The following is a 16728-nucleotide window of genomic DNA, read 5'->3' on the forward strand; positions in this document are numbered from 1 at the left end:
ATCTTCCAGCGTTTTCTTAAACTATGGAAATTTTTTTGATTTTTACAGGCTATTTTATACTCGTAAGCTATTGTAAACTTTTACAATTTGTGAGCATTATTGTAAAAATATGAGCATTTTGTTATAATATTATAAAGACAAATGAGGATGCAAAAAGGTAAAAATATAGGAGGACGTAAATGGGTAAATTGACAAATTGTAAAGTATGCGGTAAAGAAATAGCAAAGGGAAGTGTATGCCCTAATTGTGGCAAAGATCATAGAATTTTTTTCGCAAGGCATAAGATATTGATAGGGCTAGCAGTATTAATTGTAGCAATTATTGGTTTTGTTACAAATGCTTATGTGGCAGGACAGGCAGCTGGGGCGGCTATATTAATTATAGCAATCATTGGTTATGACATTGATAGGTTTAGACGCAAGAAATTTAGAGGATCAGATAAACCTGCTTCAACTACTAATTCAGATAGTAAATAAAGAGTTAAAAAGGCACTTGATATGTATAAAGGTGAGTCTTTAAAAGAAGGACTATGAGAAGCAGTGTAGATTGAAAATAAAATTAATATTAGGAATTATGAAATGAAAATTCTACGAATTATGTTAAACAAAGGATAAGCATTTTTCATATTAATATAACTACATAATATTAACAATATAGCGAGAAAATGAAATGGATCAGCTGAAATTTAAGTAGGCTGGTTCATTTTTTGTAGTAGATAACATATGAAAGCAGTGGGGATTATTAGCAACTATTCATATGTTAAATAGCCTTGATATGTGCAATAAAAAATTTAACTATCTTAAGTAAGGAGAAGCTTTTATGGATAAAATTTCTGAAGATATAATTAGATTTTGGGGGGATTCACTAAAGAAAATTGATGGTAAATTATTTAAAGAATCTTTACTGTCAAAGGAAACAATAGAATTTCTTATAAGAGTAGGGTTGCCTATAGACAATGATGTACTAATTAATTTTAAAAACAGTAGTGAAATAAAAGAGAATGACAAATTTATAACGATAGGTGATGACTTTGGAACACAAATAGGTATACATCAAAATACAAATGAAATAATTTCATTTGATAGCACGAATGAGCTACCACAAAGATTTATCAATACAAATATTAAAAGTCTTTTACAATTTTTAATGATATATATTGATAATCAATTGAGGTTGGCAGATGCTGCAGATGAAGAAGCAGTAGAAATTGTAAATAGAGTCAGAGAAGAATATACTAAGATTGACGAACATGCCTTAGCAGATGATGAAAATTGGTGGTCTGTAATTTTAGAACAAACTGAAGAGGGATTTATGTAAAAAGTAAATCCAACAGTATATAGGTAAGCCTTTAGTGTCTAGAAAGATGCAGAAATAGCAAATATGGTATAGTGGTTCCTTATGAGAAGTGTAATAAAAGTGCTTAATAGTTTAAAATAATTAAAAGGAGTTATAGAACAATAATGGCACTTTCAGGGGTTATGATGAGAGCTGGTGCTATAAAAATCCTAATACTAAAGAATAAATTTTAACTTTAATAACGAATACTTTATGATTTTGGAGGTATATTATTATGTTAAACCCTAAAAAATTTAGAATGGCCTTTAAAAGATATTGTAGAAACTTTGATAATGAAACTAGATTGCAAGATATTGATAATGATTATGAAGAAATCAAGGATGAAATTATCAATATTGTTGAAGAAAATAATATTGATAAAGATCATATCTTATTAATAGATTTAGATACAATATCATTAAATTATCTATCAAAATGGAAAAAAGATGTGTTAATAAACGGTGAAAACAAGGTAGAACAATTGAAACATGTTCAAATGGTAGTGTTTTATCAGTGTATAGTTCAGGAACTTTATAAAACTCGTTATCCTAATATGATGCCTGAATATACTTTTAAAGAAGTAATAACAGCTTTAATTCATTTTACAATGTTTGGGTGGGAAAGAGAAGAAAATATATTGTATGATTTCATTGTAAATCATATAAACGAAAATAGATTAGATATAAATGAATTAAATAAGCACATATGGTTTTTGCTGGAGTTATATCTTCAGTATAGACATAAGACAATTTGTGGAACTAATGAAAAGTTATATATTGTAATTAAGGAAAATCTTCATAAATTGAAACTTCAATACAAGTTAATACCTGAAGAACTCGGTATTTATAGAGAAGTACTGGAAAGTTGGACAACTTGTAATGTGAAAGAACTTGAGGAATTAATTAATAAAATGTCATTGTTTCATTCAATATTAGCATCTGAAATAGGTCAGTCATTTGAATTTGGAGACTTTAAATATGGATTCTATCCATTTGAAATCTTATTCCTTATATATGTAAGAAAAAGAACAGAATTACCTGTTCCAAAAGAATTTGATGATCTATTAATGAATACACCAGAAGCAAAAATGGTAATAGAAGACGCAGAACCATATCCACAATGGGATGATTTATTGCTGCTTATAGACGGATTTTATCGCAAGAATTATCCTGAATATATACCAAACAAATATGGTGAGTTGTTTAAATAATAATGATTGGAGGAATAAATATGCCAGACATAGATATAGTAAGATTTATATTTGAAGATAGCGAAGATATACAAACTATTTTAGGTCATTCAGAGGAAATGGATTTGCATGAGGCTATATTAGAACATGGAATATCTACAAAGAGATTTCTATGCATTGATTATAAAGGTGAGCATAATTATGAAATTGTGAACTACATTTTAGATTATGAGTTTAATAACAACATTGAACTAGGTTCAGAAGAAGAACTTGAGGAGCTAGACGAGTTTGAATATGAATTCTTACCTGATAAAATAAGAGAAGTCAACAAAGTCATATCAAAAAAAGGATATGGATTATTTGCCTATCCAACATTTAGTGATTTTTATGCACTATTTATTGATAAATTAGAGAAAAAAACAAAATTACTGCAAGTAGAATTCAACATTGATGAATTGATTCCTTATAAAGAAAAATTTATACAATATTATATATAGATAAAGGGACTATCTTTATATAAAATGAAGGTTTATTTTTTGTAAATAAATAGAACACCACAGAACGCCCCTAACTATATGTGGGATTTCTGTGGGTGTCAGTATTTTTATCAGTCATTAATTACTTATTTTATATCCTTGCCTGCAGAAAATGCCTGAGAAATCTGTTTCCCAACGCCATAATAATTTCTGCTGTCAGGTGCAAATATTAGAGGTTTTATTTGTTCTATAATTGGGTTATTGCCTTTTTCCTGTATGGTATCATCCATTTTGAAATTAATAACTTCGCCGATAAATTGAGTGTGCAGACCAAGTTCATTAATCTGTATAATCTTACATTCTATATTTATTGGGAATTCACTTATATAAGGAGCATCAACAAATTCGCTTCTTACTGGTGTAAGTCCAGTCTTTGCAAATTTATCTTCATTTTTTCCAGATGCCATGCCAAAATAATCAGCTTCTTTAACATAATTTTCTGAAGGAATATTTATTGTGAAGGCTTTTTTATCCATAAGGCTGTTATAAGTATAAGTAGCTTTACGCAATGAAATGGCAACGCAAGGTGGAACAGAGCAGCAGATACCTCCCCAAGCAGCAGTCATAGCATTTGGCTTACCTTCATTATCATAAGTAGTTACAACCAAAACCGGTGTAGGATAAAGGAAAAGTTTATTACCTAGATCTTTTTTCATATATTTCACCTCTTAAATTATTAGCTAAGTATAAAACTATCTCATTTATACATAGCCTTTTATTATGTTTATATTATTATTATATTTATTAAGAAAAATAACAACAAGTAGGCACATTTTTGTGACCTACATAGTTATGTTAATTGAGATAATTTTACTTTATGATGATAATGCTGCATGTTCATTTAATTCTTGAATCTTCATATGAATCCCTCCAAAAATGACTTGCATTAGAGTTAACTATATAGTTTATACTACAATTGTTAAAGAAAATCAACAGATTAAGGAGGTTAAAGGTCTGAACAACCTTTAACGAGTGGGTTAAACTACTCGGTGCTTCCGACTAGAAGGAGGAATTATTATGCGTATTTTTGTAACAGGAGCAACAGGTTATATCGGTTCAGCAGTTGTACAAGAACTGATTCAGGCTAGACATGAAGTAATTGGATTAACACGTTCAAAAGAGGGTGCCAAGAAGTTAGAAAATGTTGGAGCAGAAGCACTGATTGGGACTCTTGAAGATACGGAATGTCTTTGTAAAGGGGCTTCCATGGCAGAAGGTGTTATTCATATGGCTTTTCGACATGATTTTTCGGATTTCGCAGGGTCACTTGCCATTGATTTAAATGTAATTAACACAATAGGTGAAATCCTTAAGGATACTGGGAAACCATTTGTGACCACTTCTCATGCTAATGGAGAAAACTCGGATAAGGCTACATTAGCTTTAGCAGATAAAGGAGTTCGTTCTGCTGTCATTAGTCTTGCACCGTCCGTGCATAGTGACGCAGATAGCCATGGATTCATTCCACAGCTTATCAATATTGCGCGCTCAAAAGGAGTATCTGCATATGTTGAAGAGGGAACTAATCGCTGGCCGGCTATTCATAGGCTTGATGCTGCTAAGCTTTTTCGTATGGCAATTGAAAAAGCACCAGCTGGTTCAAGTTTTACCGGAAGAGGTGACGAAGGAATTCCTTTCCGAGAAATTGCAAGTACTATCGGAAAACACTTAAACCTTCCAGTGGTAAGCATTTCCCATGAAGAAGCAAATGCTCATTTCGGATTTCTCGGTATGTTGGTTTCATTAGATATCCCAAGTGTAATGCCAGGAAACGTTGCACAAACAAAAGAGATTTTGGGGTGGAATCCGACACAACCAGGTTTGATTGCGGATTTGGAGCAAGGTCACTATTTTAATGAATGATTTACTGCATTTTAGGGACACTCGATATACATTATTTAACTTTAAATCAAAAAACAAAGAGTGGATTACAAACCAATACATGGTGTAATCCACTCCTTTTTTAGATATTTATTTTCGAATAACTTTGTATACATTTCTAGTGTATGAAAAACTTATTTCTCAACAACAGCGCCATCAAAGGTACTGCTTTGAAGCTGTTCTTTTTCATTCTCTTTTATATGTTTCATTTCAAAAAACACAACAATTCCAGTTATAAGAGAAGCCAGAATATCTGCTATAGGTGGAGTTCTCCAAATACCTTCAATACCCCAAAAGTGTGGTAATATCAATAATAGTGGAACCAATAAGAACAATTGTCTGGATAACCCCAGAATTGTGGATTGAATTGGTTTGCCAACTGCCTGAAAGTACTGGGAACAGACAATTTGAAAACCAGCCACAGGAAACATAAAAAAGAAGATACAAATTGCGTGAGCAGTTAATTGGGTCAGCTTAGGATTATTATTAATGAACATATTGGCAATTTGAGTAGGCCATAAATGAACTACTACAGTACTGAATGTTGCTATAATTATACCAACAATAACTGCTTTTTTCAGGGCTTCTTTTACTCTGGTAAATTCCTTTGCACCATAATTAAAGCCAATGATTGGCTGAGCACCTTGGCTAATGCCAAGAATAGGCATAAACATCAATGTGGCTATACTTCCAACAATGCCCATGGCAGATAATGCCATATCTCCACCATAACTCATTAATGCTTTATTCAAGATAGTATTTTGAAGACTGTTAGCTAATTGCATTGCAAAAGGAGCGAAACCAATAGACATAATGCTAATAACTAAGTTTTTCTTCAACTTGAGATTTTTTAACTTTATTTTTACAATACTAGGGCCAAATAGAAAATAACTTAACACCCAAATAGATGAAAATATCTGACCACAGACAGTTGCAAGAGCAGATCCTCTAATTCCAAAACCTAATTTCATAACGAAAAGGTAATTTAAGATTACATTGATAATGGTTCCGATTACTTGAGTATACATGGACATCCTAGGATTACCTTCAGCTCTAATAAAATTAACCATTCCCATGCTTATAGAGCCTAAAGATGATGCCATCATTATAATATTGGTAAAAGCTTTAGCATAAGGCAAAACCTTAGGGCTTGCACCGAAAAAAGTTAAAATAGGAGTGCTAAAAAGAAAATAAATAATGCTAATACAAAAAGGTAATAAAACCAACAATACTACAGCATTTCCAGCTATTTTCTCAGCTTCTTCTGGTTTTTTTTCACCTAATCGAATGGAAATAAGTGATGTAGCACCAACTCCAATTAATGCGGATACTGCCAGAAGAGTAAGCATAATTGGAAAGGCTACAGTTGTGGCTGCAATGGCAAGTGGGCCAACACCACGACCTACAAATATACGATCAATAATGTTATACATAGAATTTACCAGCATAGCTATAACAGCTGGCCATGAAAACTTCCATAATAGACTACCAATTTTTCCATTTCTAAGTTCATTTGTGTTATCCATTTTTAATTCACCTTCTTAAAATTTTTGCATAAATTCTACAGCATATTTGAGACTGTCAGTAAATTTTGCTAGTTCATTAGGATCTGCAGTACTTAGAATTTCGCTCATACGGTGAATGGAGATTTTCATCATACCTTCCATTTCCCTTTTTCCAGCATCTGTGAGAGATATAAGTACTTTTCGTCGGTCATTAGTATCATTGCAGCGAATAATAAGACCTAATCCTTCTAATTGATCAATCAATGTAGTTAAGCTGCCTTTTTCTATATTAAGCATCTTTGAAAGTTCTGTTGCAGTAAGAACCTTATATTGATAAAGGAACCCAATGATTGCAGTATGATTTTTTTTTAGTTCTGGATGCTTTGGGCTTTCTGTGCAAAATTTACGGATAAATTTTGTATGGAATAAGCCCATAGTTTTAAATAATAGGTCGTGTATTTCTTGAAATTCATCTTTTGCCATAAACATCACCTTTCAGATAGTAAGAATACTTAAAGTAAGAATTCTAACTAAATTTTATGCTTTTAATTTCTATTTGTCAAGATACTAGAAAGACATTGAACTATACATATTAATGCCCCCAAGGGTCGTTTGGTTGGCTGAGCTTGCTAACAGGATAAATAGAAAAAAGGATATATTAAAGGCTACAAAGTAGGAACCTTTGATATATTTTAGGTATGCCTTATTATTGTAATGGGGATATAATAAAAATATTATCTTATTTCTTAGCTATTAATTCTTCTAAAAGCTTTATATTGTTTATGATATCCTGGTCATTGGGTCTATAAGATAGTGCTATTTTATTGTGATAGTAAGATTTCTCATATTCACCCATTTGATAATAGCAAAGACCGAGCTGCATATGAGGCAACCAGGTACTGCTAATTTGATTCTGAACTACCCAATTATTATTTAGTTGAGGTAATTGAATAGCAAGATTGTACCAGAACGCAGCTTGAGAGAACTGATTTTTTTCTAAAAATGCATAACCTAAACGACAGCAAAACTCTGGACGGGGAGAATCATAATCAAAAGACCTAAATATATATTCTCGTTCTTTTTTTCGGTCCCCTAACTGATAATAACAATCAGCTAGCTTGGAACAAACATATACACAGTCTTCTGCTGTAATACCATTCATCTCCAAAAATTTCAGATAATATTCTGTGGCTTTTTGGTATAATTTGTGATGATGAAGTTCCATAGCATAGTGCAGTGTATCACGTAAGGTAAATTCCTTGCCGCTTAACAGCAACTTTTCATAAATTTTAAGATTTCGGTCAGGATTAGTGGTACCTTTAATTTTTCTATGGGTTACTACTATATCGCTGTCATAAAAGTCAGAACTTTTTATTAGTAAATCTTCATGAACAACACCATCCCATTGATAATTCTTCGATTTTTTTACTAGTCTTGTACGTCGTACATTTAAAGCAACATTTCCATAATCATCAAAATCACAGTGATATTGCATAGATACAGCATCTACCGAAGGAGAAAGAGAGTGCTTCAAATGATATAATTTCTCACTGTTTTCTGGAAGTAATACATCGTCTGCATCAAGCCATAGTATATAATCCATTGAGGCCTTAGAAAAGGAAAAGTTTCTTGCAGCAGCAAAGTTATCAATCCATTCAAAGGAAAATACTTTATCAGAATATTCTTTAGCTATTTCTACTGTGTTATCTGTTGAACCTGTGTCCACAATTATTATTTCATCCACAACATTTTTTATGGAATCCAAACAGTTTTTTAAGTTTATAGATTCATTTTTTACAATCATGCAAAGGCTAATTGTAATCATTGAAAACCACACCTTTAGAATATCATTTACTTTATTTATAATATGAATTAGCTGTTTTGATGTGAATTTAACACATGCTTTTATAAAAAATTATATAATGAATTATAAAAAGTATTTTAAAACTTTTATAGATTACAATGTAGTAAAGTGGAAAGGAAACATAGATTTAAATAAAAATAGGAGAGGATTGTATGCCAATTGTAAAAGTAAATCCTACAGATAATGTATATATATCACAATATTACAAAACTACAAACTTTAATGACTCAGAAGTTTTGTTCACTGGAAACTATAATCAAGCTCAAGATATTTATAGAAGCTTATTAAAATTTAACTTAGACAATGTAATTCCATCAGGAGGTATTATACAAAGAGCTGTTTTGAAATTGTTTGTTTATAGGAAAGATGGAGCTGATATATTTAAATCACCGCAGCGTGTCAGCGTATATATAAATACAAGTGACTTTTCAGAAAAAACAGTTACCTGGAGTAATGCACCAGAAATAAGTTTCACACCGCATTTTATTAATATAATAGATGATAATGTCAATCAATTTATTAGCATGGATATAACAAGCATAGTTGTCAAGTGGTTTTACAATATAATTGATAACAATGGAATAACTTTAATTGGACTGGAAAATTTATTTGATACTATAATAGGTTATAGGTCATCAAAATGGGCAATCATAGAGCAAAGACCTGCCATAGCTATAGAATATAGCACAGAAGGTCCAACTGGCCCAGCCGGACCAACAGGCCCAAAAGGAGCAACTGGAGCAATCGGAGCCACAGGCCCAAAAGGAGAAACTGGAGTAATCGGAGCCACGGGTCCAATAGGACCAACAGGAGCAATCGGAAGCACAGGCCCAGTCGGAGCAACAGGAGCAATCGGAGCCACAGGTCCAAAAGGAGCAACCGGAGTAATCGGAGCTACGGGGTCAAAAGGAGCAACAGGAGCAATAGGACCCACAGGTCCAAAAGGAGCAACCGGAGTAATTGGAGCCACGGGCCCAATAGGAGCAACAGGCCCAGTTGGAGCAACTGGAGTAATCGGAGCAACAGGCCCAGCCGGACCAACTGGAGTAATCGGAGCCACGGGTTCAATAGGACCAACAGGAGCAATCGGAGCCACAGGCCCAGCTGGACCAACAGGAGTAATCGGAGCTACAGGTCCAGCTGGAGCAACTGGAGTAATCGGAGCCACAGGTCCAGCCGGACCAACTGGAGCAATCGGACCTACAGGTCCAGTAGGCTCAACTGGACCTGCCAGAGCAAGTTTTTCTGTTAATAGGATTTATGTATCAAACTGGGGCAGTGGTAAACTCTCTATAATTGATGGAAATACCAATACTGTTGTGTCTTCAGTAATAGTAGGTAATTCACCAATGGGTGTGAGTATGAATTCGGCAACAAATGGAATTTATGTAGCGAACTATACGGATAATAATATTTCAATAATTGATGGAAATACCAATACTGTTATAACCTCTCCAGTAGCAGGTTATACACCATATGCTATAAGTGTAAATTCAGCAACAAATAAAATTTATGTGACAAACTATTATAGAAATAAGGTATCAGTAATTGATGGAAAGAGTAATAGTATTTTAAAATCTATAACAGTAGGGACTAAACCGTATGCTATAAGTGTGAATCCTTCAACAAATAAAATCTATGTAGCAAACTATGGAGATAACAATATTTCAATAATTGATGGAAATAGCAATATTGTCATGACTACTATATCAGTAGGCACTCAACCAAGAGGCGTATGTGTGAATCCATTAACCAATCAAATTTACGTAGCAAATTGGGGCAGCTATAATATTACAGTAATTGATGGAACTAGCAATATTGTGATAACTTATGTGCCAGTAGGTATTCAACCAAGAGGCGTAGCGGTGAATTCTATAATGAATAGAATTTATGCGGGGAATTATGGTGGCAGAAATGTTTCGGTTATTAGTGGGCTTTCTAATGTTGTGATAGCTACTATAGAAGTGGGTAGTGAACCAAGTGGGATAGGTGTGAATTCGGCAACAAATCAAATTTATGTGTCTAATAATGCAAGTAGCAATGTCTCAGTAATTGATGGAACTAGCAATATTGTCATAGCTACTATTCCAGTAGGTACTCTACCACTTGGAGTAACTGTAAACCCTTAAAAAGTTTGTTGCTTTTTCATAACCAAGCTGGTAATATGAATCCTCAGAGTGGACTGCAGAGGGAAATAAAAAAACTGAAGATGGTAAAACTCTAAAAAGAGTTTATAAAACTTATAAAGTATCACTAAATTAGATACTAGAACTGCCACAACGAACATGAAAGAAGTTGCTTATCTTGATGCAGCTACTGGGTTTCCATCTAAATTAGAAACATATGAAAAAGTTAATACTAGAATGAGTCTAGTAGCTGCCCAAGTATATGAATTTAAATATATAACTGCTCCTGGAAATATATTTGACACTACTGGAGTAAATTTAAAGCAGCTTCCTCGCAAGCGAATTCAATTACAGAGCTAATTTCAGGTTGCTCTGATGAGGATGTAGTAATACCACAGAAGGCGAGAATCTCCAAGATGTATAAGTTAGGTTTGCTGGAATTTTAAGGTGGTAAATCACTTCTACCATGATAAATTTGTAATTTAATCCTTATTAGAAGTAGAAAATTTAGGTATTGATTCATTGTCCATAGCAGTACTAACATATAAATCACGTGATGCGCCAAGCCCAGCAAACAAGCATAAAACGGCAAGTCCAATTAGGATAATGAGTGGCAATGCCCAGTTATTAGACGAATCATGTAGAAACCCAAAAAGCATCGGTCCAAAAGCAGCAAGCAGGTATCCGATTGATTGTGCCATGCCGGACAGCCTTGCCGCTTCATCTGCATTTCTCGTACGAAAACTGAAAAATATAATAGCTAGGCAAAAAGTAAGTGCTCCTCCACTACCAATCATAATCACCCATAGGAATGTAAGCCCTGTCCCTCCGAAGAATATCCCTAAAAGTCCAACCAAAACACATAGAGAAGCAATGATAACTAATGGACGTTGATTGGATTTACGCCCAGCAAGGATAGAACCCACAAACGCTATGGGGAGCGATGCTAGTTGATAAAGAGAGAGCATAAATCCTGCTCTGCTTGAATCCATACCCTGCTGGATCAAAATAGTCGGCAACCATGCAACCATGCAATAGAGCACCATCGACTGTAATCCCATATATACCGTTACCTGCCATGCCAAAGGAGATTTCCATAGATTGGCCTTATTAATAACTTCGCCCTTAACACTCTCCATTTCATTTTTTTCTTCGTGGACGTGTTTGGATTTTGCTTTAATGTTACTACCGACCGTTCTCGTAGCAATAGACGTTTCTTGCCTTCTCCGTGTTATTTGAGGTATCCAGAAGATAATGGATAAGAAACTAAGTGCAGTCCAAATACTTAGCGCTCCACCCCATCCCAATCCTGATCCTGCCGCAACGGGGACACTGATACCAGATGCTATCGCCCCAAAAAGGCCCATAGAAACATTATAGATGCCCGTCATCACACCGATTCGTTTGGGGAATTTCTGTTTGAATAGGCTGGGTATCAGCACATTGCCAACAGAAATGGACAATCCAAGTATTGCTGTCCCAAGAAATAGTCCAACCCCACCAAACAATGAGCGTAATATAATTCCAAATGTCAGAGAGATAAGTGACCAAAGCAGCACCAATTCAGTGCCAAATTTTCGCGCCAATCTTGGAGCGAAAGGTGAAAATCCTGCAAAAGCGAATAATGGAAGGGTTGTAATCATGCCCGCCAATGTATTTGAAATATGCAAGCTGCCACGAATTTGATTGACCAACGGGCCAACCGCTGTTAAAGGTGCACGCAAATTCGCTGCAATAAATGTAATTCCGATTATCAGCATTATTGATGTAGCTCTTTTTGAATATAAATCTAGGCTCTTTTCATGTTTGTTTCTTAATTGATTCATTAGTATAGTTCCTCCTTACATTAATCATAGGTAAAAAGTGTATGTATACCATACACTTTGATGCAATTGTTTATTCATCTTGCTTTTTTAGGAGTTTATCAATTTCATTATTTTCAAGCTTATTATTAAAAGGATTGATTTGCTTAAATATTGAGTATTCATATGGATAAAAACCAAAGAGAACGCAGGCGGCTAAAGCATTATAGATTGCCCATAAACTTCTTTCATCAGCTTCAAGTATTTTATGTTTATACTTACGCTTAATCATTTCACTATTATCAGAAGTCAGATATAGCTTTGGTGATTTGCTCTTTTTGATGTTAGCACCTCCTAACTTAATTACAGGCAAAGGTGTATGGCTACCATACTCTTGGATACAATTGTTTATTCGTCTTGTTTTTTTAATAGCTTATCAATTTTACTATTTTCCAATTTATTATTGGAAGGATTGACTTGCTCAAATATTGGGCATTCATAGGGATAAAAGCCAAAGGGAACGTATGCGGCTAAAGAATTATAAATAGCCAACAAAGTCCTTTTATTAGCTTCAAGTGCTTGTTTATACCTCCTCTCACTCACTTCACTATTATTAGAGACCATATATAACTTTGATAATTTTTTCTTTTTCATGTTAGCACCTCCTAACTTAATTATAGATAAAAGGTGTATGGTTACCATACTCTTGCTTAAAAATTTTATCCCATCGCTACCATTGCTAATACTCCCATCCTTTTATATGAAACTTCTTCTCCTATTGTCGAAGGAGTAAGTGATTCCTACAAAATCATAGATTTTGGCTCTCTACTTAACTGGGGGATAAGCACTGCTACGCGCCTGGATAAGTTCTTCTAAGGCTCAGATAAAGAGAGGTATTCCTCACAAGCAAACTCCACCTGAGTCTAAGAATCACTTGATTCATCAAAATTTTCACTGAAAAATTTAACCTTGTTCATCAAGGAGGACAAAAAGTTTGACAAAAATTCCAATTCATGTTCTGAGGCATTTTGTAACTCATCTTCAACCATATTGTTTATAACAGCATGATAGTGCATATGGTTGTTATGAGCCTTTTTACCTTTTTCAGTCAGATTCAATGAATATCTAGATAGATTAAGATCATCAACTTCCTTTATAACCAGACCCTTTCTCTCTAGCTTTTTGAGAATTTCGGAAACAGACCCTTTTGTTACTCCTAGAATATCAGCTAGACCACCCACATGAATGCCAGGATGCTCGGCAATAGTCATTATTACATGTATTTCAGAGTAAAAAATCGGCACATCCGTTTTGTAGTTGCGAGTCTTTTTATCCAGATCAACCAAGGCAAGTGCTAACTTCAAAGAATTATCTGCAATTTGATGTTTGTTATTTACAAATTTATTCATGACAATAGTATATGGCTGCCATACACTTTTGTCAAGTCACTATTTAATTTCCCGGGAAACAACATTATAATATCGTAATATTATTTCCTGGTAAACTATTTTTGAAAAATAATATTGAATAGGTTAGTGATATAAGGTATAATATGATTATTTCCAAGGAAAATAATTTTAAAAGGAGATTGTGATTATGAAAACAGAAAATGTAAAATTTGAGATAGATTTAATAATAAATAAGTTTATAGCCGCCTTTGAACATATAAATAATTCGTTGAATAGTCATGATAATGAAATAAAGGACTTGTTGATCAAATATAAACACAAAGAGCTTTATGATATGGGATTAATGTTTTCAGAAATTCACGTAATTGATTGTATTGGAAAAAATCAATTGATTAATGCAACATTTATAGCAAAGGAATTAAATATGACGAAAGGTGCCATATCTAAGATTACTAATAAGCTGTTAAAGAAAGAGTTAATAAAAGGAAATCATTTGGAAAATAATAAAAAAGAAATTTATTATACACTGACAGCACAAGGAAAAGAAGTATTTGAAATACACGAAATGCTCCATAAAGTTAAACATGAAAAACTTGTTAAAATGTTAAGTAAATATGATAAAGAAGGATTAAACACTATAAATAGTTTTCTAGATGATTTAATAAGTGAAATTTAAGGAGGAGAATGGGATGATGCAGGAGAATAACAGCACGATAAATAATGGAGAAACACAGGTTAAAGAATGTATTGAAACTATATCCAATTTGTTAAATGAAACAAAAGGAAATATAAGTTTTTCAGAGGAGGTAGCCAGCAGAGGAGAGGCAATGAACAGTTTTATTGCAACTTTTGAAGAGCTTTTAACTCATACAAAATACATAGAAAATATCTCATCAAAAATAAATGATGTTGCATCTAGAACTAATTTGTTGGCACTTAATGCATCAATAGAAGCTGCAAGAGCAGGCGATGCTGGCAGAGGTTTTTCAGTAGTTGCAGATGAAGTTAAAAAGCTTTCTATTGGAACAAAAGAATTAGTCTTGAGTATGAATGATACACTGAAAAAGATATATTCTTTGACAGAGGAAGGAAGTATTGAAATAGAAAAATTAAAGGATAGGTTAAATGATGTGCAACAAGCTAGAAGTGACTTTTCTAAAGTAAGTAATGAAATGGATAGTATACTTACCAAGTTTGATGAATTAAAAAAAATGACTGATTAAGGAGAATTAAATACAAGGAAGATTTATTAAATATTTTATAAAATTTTTATAAAATTTTTATAGTTATTTTAAATAGGAATTTTATAATGGATTCATGAAATCATATAGGAGATGGTGTTGTGAATGATTATTTGGATAGCATATATGAACAATTAAAAGCATCAGATATTACTCTTACTTATCAACGTAAGATTATACTACAAGTTTTATTTGAGAATAAAGATAATCACCTAAGTGTTGAGGAGCTTTATCATTATGTTAGAATAAAAAATCCAGATACTGGTGTGGCTACAGTCTATAGGACTTTAGAATTACTATATCAATTTGGAATAGTGAGAAAATTAACCTTTGGCGATAACATAACTCGTTATGAGATGGTTTTAAGCAAAAGCGAACACAAGCATCATTTTATATGTAAAGAGTGTGGAGCTATTATAGATATAAAAGATGATTTTATAAGTATTTTCAATGATAGAATTAGCAATAAGTATGGATTTTATATTACAGAGCAAAGCATAGCTTTTGAAGGTTTATGCTCACAGTGCTTAAAAAAGAAATCTACATTTATTGCAGATAGCCAGCAAAAGTAAAGGCAGTAACTGAAGTTAATCCAGTTACTGCTTTTTTTATGTTACATTTTAAAATATATTAACAGTCACATTTTTAATTAAATAAATCAATAATATTGACAATATCATTATGACGAGTTAATATATATGTATACTATATATATCATTTCGATATATATCACAAATACATATGGAGGCGGAAAATGTTAGAGTATATTATTCTTGGTTTTTTAATGAGCGGTGAAATGAGTGGATATGATTTAAAGCAAAAAATGACTGAAAGTACATCAAACTTTTTTGATGCAGGTTATGGAAGTATATATCCTGCTTTGAAGAGAATGGAAGCTAAGTGTGTTATAAGTTTACGGGAAATTGTTGAAGGAGGAAAGTATAAAAAATTATATGCTATAACTGAGTTAGGAAAATCAGAGTTTTTGAATTGGCTTGAACTGCCAGTGGAATTTTCAAGGACAAAGCCGGACCACCTTATAAAGATATTTTTCTTTAAGTTTTTGCCCAAGGAAAAGGCAATAGAAAAGCTGAAAGCTTTTATTAATGAAGTAGAGCCTGTATATAAAAAATTTAATGAAGCTGAGAGCAAGGTAAAGGGAAAATATGATACTTTTGAATTTTCTACATTGATTTTTGGAGTCGGCTATTATAATTACGTAATAGAATGGAGCAATAATTTGTTAAAGGAATTGAAAGGAGAAATTTTATGAAGATAATAACTATTTTAGGAAGTCCGAAAAGAAACGGCAAAACTGCGAAAGCTCTTGACATGCTCGAAGGAAATCTTATTTCACAAGGACACGAGGTAGAAAGGGTACAACTTAGTGACCATATTATTAAAGGATGTATTGGGTGTTATGCTTGCATGGCAAATAACGATGGGCCTGGATGTATTTTGAAAGATGATGCGGTATTGATATTTAAACGAATGATATCGGCAGATGCTGTTGTATATGCTTCTCCTATTTACTGTTATGATTTCACCTCACAGTTAAAGACTTTTATTGACAGGCATTATTGTCTTACAATAAATTTTGGTTCTCCAAGCCACACATCATCAATTGAGGGAAAGAAGGTTGCTCTTTTAATTACATGTATGGGTAGTGAAGAAGGAAATGCAGATCTTGCAAAGGAGATTTTCGATAGGTCAATGAGAAATGTACTAAAATGCAATTTGATTGGAAAATATACTATTCCATTAAGCGAAGCACCTGATTTTAATGATAGAGCTAAGGAAGTAGCTGATAAGTTGACAAAAGATATAATACAAAAATAAC

The 16728-nt window shown here is 33.1% G+C and carries 20 protein-coding genes; 12 read left to right on the forward strand and 8 right to left on the reverse strand.

The annotated features are described in order from the left end of the window. Nucleotides 1-179 precede the first annotated feature (179 nt). The 4 genes from Q6H37_RS04005 to Q6H37_RS04020 all read left to right on the forward strand — a co-directional run bounded on the left by Q6H37_RS04005 (nt 180) and on the right by Q6H37_RS04020 (nt 3021). Nucleotides 180-476, forward strand: a complete 297-nt coding sequence (locus tag Q6H37_RS04005) for a hypothetical protein (RefSeq protein WP_318739293.1) — start codon at nt 180-182, stop codon at nt 474-476. A gap of 343 nt (nt 477-819) precedes the next feature. Then, the gene (locus Q6H37_RS04010) at nt 820-1317 is read left to right on the forward strand and encodes an SUKH-4 family immunity protein (RefSeq protein ID WP_318739294.1); all 498 of its coding nucleotides are present in this window, start codon (nt 820-822) and stop codon (nt 1315-1317) included. 253 nt (nt 1318-1570) lie between these two features. Further along, on the forward strand, nt 1571-2545 hold the full coding sequence (locus tag Q6H37_RS04015) for a hypothetical protein (RefSeq protein ID WP_318739295.1): 975 nt from the start codon (nt 1571-1573) through the stop codon (nt 2543-2545). A gap of 20 nt (nt 2546-2565) precedes the next feature. Then, nucleotides 2566-3021 carry a hypothetical protein gene (locus Q6H37_RS04020; protein ID WP_318739296.1) on the forward strand — a complete coding sequence of 152 codons (456 nt, stop codon included), beginning with the start codon at nt 2566-2568 and terminating at the stop codon, nt 3019-3021. A gap of 125 nt (nt 3022-3146) precedes the next feature. Here Q6H37_RS04020 and Q6H37_RS04025 read toward each other — a convergent pair whose 3' ends face one another. Continuing rightward, entirely contained in the window at nt 3147-3716 is a 570-nt protein-coding gene (locus Q6H37_RS04025; protein ID WP_318739297.1) for a flavin reductase family protein, read from the reverse strand. A 361-nt stretch (nt 3717-4077) separates the two neighbouring features. Here Q6H37_RS04025 and Q6H37_RS04030 point away from each other — a divergent pair, with 361 nt between their 5' ends. After that, nucleotides 4078-4923, forward strand: a complete 846-nt coding sequence (locus Q6H37_RS04030) for an SDR family oxidoreductase (RefSeq protein WP_318739298.1) — start codon at nt 4078-4080, stop codon at nt 4921-4923. Nucleotides 4924-5075: 152 nt separating this feature from the next. Here the strand turns inward: Q6H37_RS04030 and Q6H37_RS04035 are convergent, their stop codons facing one another. The 3 genes from Q6H37_RS04035 to Q6H37_RS04045 all read right to left on the reverse strand — a co-directional run bounded on the left by Q6H37_RS04035 (nt 5076) and on the right by Q6H37_RS04045 (nt 8271). Then, on the reverse strand, nt 5076-6467 hold the full coding sequence (locus Q6H37_RS04035) for an MATE family efflux transporter (RefSeq protein WP_318739299.1): 1392 nt from the start codon (nt 6465-6467) through the stop codon (nt 5076-5078). 15 nt (nt 6468-6482) lie between these two features. Beyond that, nucleotides 6483-6929 carry a MarR family winged helix-turn-helix transcriptional regulator gene (locus Q6H37_RS04040; protein ID WP_318739300.1) on the reverse strand — a complete coding sequence of 149 codons (447 nt, stop codon included), beginning with the start codon at nt 6927-6929 and terminating at the stop codon, nt 6483-6485. A gap of 256 nt (nt 6930-7185) precedes the next feature. Then, nucleotides 7186-8271: a glycosyltransferase family 2 protein gene (locus Q6H37_RS04045; protein WP_318739301.1), complete on the reverse strand. Its 1086-nt coding sequence runs from the start codon at nt 8269-8271 to the stop codon at nt 7186-7188. 191 nt (nt 8272-8462) lie between these two features. Here Q6H37_RS04045 and Q6H37_RS04050 point away from each other — a divergent pair, with 191 nt between their 5' ends. Next, entirely contained in the window at nt 8463-10439 is a 1977-nt protein-coding gene (locus Q6H37_RS04050) for a DNRLRE domain-containing protein (protein WP_318739302.1), read from the forward strand. Between the two features lie 156 nt (nt 10440-10595). Then, complete coding sequence (locus Q6H37_RS04055; RefSeq protein ID WP_318739303.1) at nt 10596-10796, forward strand: hypothetical protein; 201 nt, start codon at nt 10596-10598, stop codon at nt 10794-10796. Between the two features lie 122 nt (nt 10797-10918). Here Q6H37_RS04055 and Q6H37_RS04060 read toward each other — a convergent pair whose 3' ends face one another. The 4 genes from Q6H37_RS04060 to Q6H37_RS04075 all read right to left on the reverse strand — a co-directional run bounded on the left by Q6H37_RS04060 (nt 10919) and on the right by Q6H37_RS04075 (nt 13647). After that, entirely contained in the window at nt 10919-12262 is a 1344-nt protein-coding gene (locus Q6H37_RS04060; protein ID WP_318739304.1) for an MFS transporter, read from the reverse strand. 70 nt (nt 12263-12332) lie between these two features. Further along, entirely contained in the window at nt 12333-12611 is a 279-nt protein-coding gene (locus Q6H37_RS04065) for a hypothetical protein (RefSeq protein WP_318739305.1), read from the reverse strand. Between the two features lie 35 nt (nt 12612-12646). Further along, nucleotides 12647-12892: a hypothetical protein gene (locus tag Q6H37_RS04070; protein WP_318739306.1), complete on the reverse strand. Its 246-nt coding sequence runs from the start codon at nt 12890-12892 to the stop codon at nt 12647-12649. A 269-nt stretch (nt 12893-13161) separates the two neighbouring features. Beyond that, nucleotides 13162-13647 (reverse strand): MarR family winged helix-turn-helix transcriptional regulator, encoded by a 486-nt coding sequence (locus Q6H37_RS04075; RefSeq protein ID WP_318739307.1) that lies wholly within the window; start codon nt 13645-13647, stop codon nt 13162-13164. 187 nt (nt 13648-13834) lie between these two features. Here Q6H37_RS04075 and Q6H37_RS04080 point away from each other — a divergent pair, with 187 nt between their 5' ends. The 5 genes from Q6H37_RS04080 to Q6H37_RS04100 all read left to right on the forward strand — a co-directional run bounded on the left by Q6H37_RS04080 (nt 13835) and on the right by Q6H37_RS04100 (nt 16727). Continuing rightward, nucleotides 13835-14323 (forward strand): MarR family transcriptional regulator, encoded by a 489-nt coding sequence (locus Q6H37_RS04080; RefSeq protein WP_318739308.1) that lies wholly within the window; start codon nt 13835-13837, stop codon nt 14321-14323. A gap of 13 nt (nt 14324-14336) precedes the next feature. Continuing rightward, entirely contained in the window at nt 14337-14870 is a 534-nt protein-coding gene (locus Q6H37_RS04085) for a methyl-accepting chemotaxis protein (RefSeq protein WP_318739309.1), read from the forward strand. A 119-nt stretch (nt 14871-14989) separates the two neighbouring features. After that, on the forward strand, nt 14990-15460 hold the full coding sequence (locus Q6H37_RS04090) for a Fur family transcriptional regulator (RefSeq protein ID WP_318739310.1): 471 nt from the start codon (nt 14990-14992) through the stop codon (nt 15458-15460). Between the two features lie 182 nt (nt 15461-15642). Then, nucleotides 15643-16161 carry a PadR family transcriptional regulator gene (locus tag Q6H37_RS04095; protein WP_318739311.1) on the forward strand — a complete coding sequence of 173 codons (519 nt, stop codon included), beginning with the start codon at nt 15643-15645 and terminating at the stop codon, nt 16159-16161. Beyond that, complete coding sequence (locus Q6H37_RS04100; protein WP_318739312.1) at nt 16158-16727, forward strand: flavodoxin family protein; 570 nt, start codon at nt 16158-16160, stop codon at nt 16725-16727. The genes Q6H37_RS04095 and Q6H37_RS04100 overlap by 4 nt, the downstream gene beginning before the upstream one ends. Nucleotide 16728 lies beyond the last annotated feature (1 nt).

Source organism: Clostridium sp. JS66 (genome assembly GCF_033561535.1).
GTDB lineage: Bacteria > Bacillota > Clostridia > Clostridiales > Clostridiaceae > Clostridium_AM > Clostridium_AM carboxidivorans.

Coding starts and splice junctions, on each gene's coding strand:
- Q6H37_RS04060 (WP_318739304.1), bottom strand. CDS start 12,262: ATGAATCAATTAAGAAACAAACATGAAAAGAGCCTAGATTTATATTCA.
- Q6H37_RS04045 (WP_318739301.1), bottom strand. CDS start 8,271: ATGATTACAATTAGCCTTTGCATGATTGTAAAAAATGAATCTATAAAC.
- Q6H37_RS04070 (WP_318739306.1), bottom strand. CDS start 12,892: ATGAAAAAGAAAAAATTATCAAAGTTATATATGGTCTCTAATAATAGT.
- Q6H37_RS04005 (WP_318739293.1), top strand. CDS start 180: ATGGGTAAATTGACAAATTGTAAAGTATGCGGTAAAGAAATAGCAAAG.
- Q6H37_RS04010 (WP_318739294.1), top strand. CDS start 820: ATGGATAAAATTTCTGAAGATATAATTAGATTTTGGGGGGATTCACTA.
- Q6H37_RS04020 (WP_318739296.1), top strand. CDS start 2,566: ATGCCAGACATAGATATAGTAAGATTTATATTTGAAGATAGCGAAGAT.
- Q6H37_RS04095 (WP_318739311.1), top strand. CDS start 15,643: ATGTTAGAGTATATTATTCTTGGTTTTTTAATGAGCGGTGAAATGAGT.
- Q6H37_RS04025 (WP_318739297.1), bottom strand. CDS start 3,716: ATGAAAAAAGATCTAGGTAATAAACTTTTCCTTTATCCTACACCGGTT.
- Q6H37_RS04015 (WP_318739295.1), top strand. CDS start 1,571: ATGTTAAACCCTAAAAAATTTAGAATGGCCTTTAAAAGATATTGTAGA.
- Q6H37_RS04080 (WP_318739308.1), top strand. CDS start 13,835: ATGAAAACAGAAAATGTAAAATTTGAGATAGATTTAATAATAAATAAG.
- Q6H37_RS04040 (WP_318739300.1), bottom strand. CDS start 6,929: ATGGCAAAAGATGAATTTCAAGAAATACACGACCTATTATTTAAAACT.
- Q6H37_RS04035 (WP_318739299.1), bottom strand. CDS start 6,467: ATGGATAACACAAATGAACTTAGAAATGGAAAAATTGGTAGTCTATTA.
- Q6H37_RS04055 (WP_318739303.1), top strand. CDS start 10,596: ATGAAAGAAGTTGCTTATCTTGATGCAGCTACTGGGTTTCCATCTAAA.
- Q6H37_RS04100 (WP_318739312.1), top strand. CDS start 16,158: ATGAAGATAATAACTATTTTAGGAAGTCCGAAAAGAAACGGCAAAACT.
- Q6H37_RS04050 (WP_318739302.1), top strand. CDS start 8,463: ATGCCAATTGTAAAAGTAAATCCTACAGATAATGTATATATATCACAA.
- Q6H37_RS04075 (WP_318739307.1), bottom strand. CDS start 13,647: ATGAATAAATTTGTAAATAACAAACATCAAATTGCAGATAATTCTTTG.
- Q6H37_RS04030 (WP_318739298.1), top strand. CDS start 4,078: ATGCGTATTTTTGTAACAGGAGCAACAGGTTATATCGGTTCAGCAGTT.
- Q6H37_RS04085 (WP_318739309.1), top strand. CDS start 14,337: ATGATGCAGGAGAATAACAGCACGATAAATAATGGAGAAACACAGGTT.